This is a genomic window from Psychrobacter sp. TB20-MNA-CIBAN-0197 (assembly GCF_040309765.1).
Lineage (GTDB): Bacteria > Pseudomonadota > Gammaproteobacteria > Pseudomonadales > Moraxellaceae > Psychrobacter > Psychrobacter submarinus.
This window is the reverse complement of record NZ_JBEOPC010001345.1, coordinates 1-238: the sequence shown is the minus strand read 5'-3', so window position 1 is coordinate 238 and position 238 is coordinate 1. Positions and strand designations below refer to the sequence as shown.

Annotated in this window: 1 protein-coding gene; it reads right to left on the bottom strand. The window is 61.8% G+C overall.

Going from position 1 to position 238, the window contains the following annotated elements:
- A partial coding sequence (locus AAEY83_RS18335; RefSeq protein ID WP_351061547.1) for an aldehyde dehydrogenase family protein occupies positions 1-238 on the bottom strand: 238 nt, incomplete at both ends.

Sequence of the window (238 nt, the reverse complement as noted above, 5' to 3'; positions counted from 1 at the left end):
GCCCAGGCCCGAGGCCTTGATGCCGCCGAACGGCGCGACTTCGTTGGAGATCAGCCCGGTGTTGACGCCGACCATGCCGTACTCCAGCGCTTCGGCGACACGGAACACACGGCCGAGGTCACGAGCGTAGAAGTAAGAAGCCAGACCGAATTCGGTGTCGTTGGATATGGCGATCACTTCGGCTTCGTCTTTGAAGCGGAACAGCGGCGCCAGCGGACCAAAGGTTTCTTCCTTGGCC